Here is a 340-nt window from a genome sequence, read left to right as displayed (position 1 = left end):
GTGATGAAACACTATTTATGCGCCAGCCGGAAGCCATCTTGCGTATGTTCTACACCATGGTGCGCAACAGCGCGATCACCGGCATTTACTCCACCACGCTACGCCAGTTACGCCACGCCCGTCGCCATCTGCAACAACCTCTGTGTAATATTCCGGAAGCGCGAAAACTGTTTTTGAGCATTCTGCGTCACCCCGGAGCGGTGCGGCGCGGGCTATTGCCAATGCATCGCCATAGCGTGCTCGGCGCGTATATGCCGCAATGGTCGCATATCGTCGGGCAGATGCAGTTTGACCTGTTCCATGCCTACACGGTGGATGAACATACTATCCGCGTGATGCT

Annotated in this window: 1 pseudogene; it reads left to right on the top strand. The window is 55.6% G+C overall.

Going from position 1 to position 340, the window contains the following annotated elements:
• Positions 1 to 17: 17 nt before the first annotated feature.
• Positions 18 to 340, top strand: a pseudogene (locus LZP73_RS19545) ([protein-PII] uridylyltransferase); the annotation flags it as partial.

Origin of the sequence: Shewanella sp. AS16 (genome assembly GCF_021412365.1) — a bacterium.
GTDB classification, from domain to species: domain Bacteria; phylum Pseudomonadota; class Gammaproteobacteria; order Enterobacterales; family Shewanellaceae; genus Shewanella; species Shewanella salipaludis.
The sequence above is the reverse complement of the archived record's forward strand: the minus strand, read 5'-3'. Positions and strand labels throughout refer to the sequence as shown.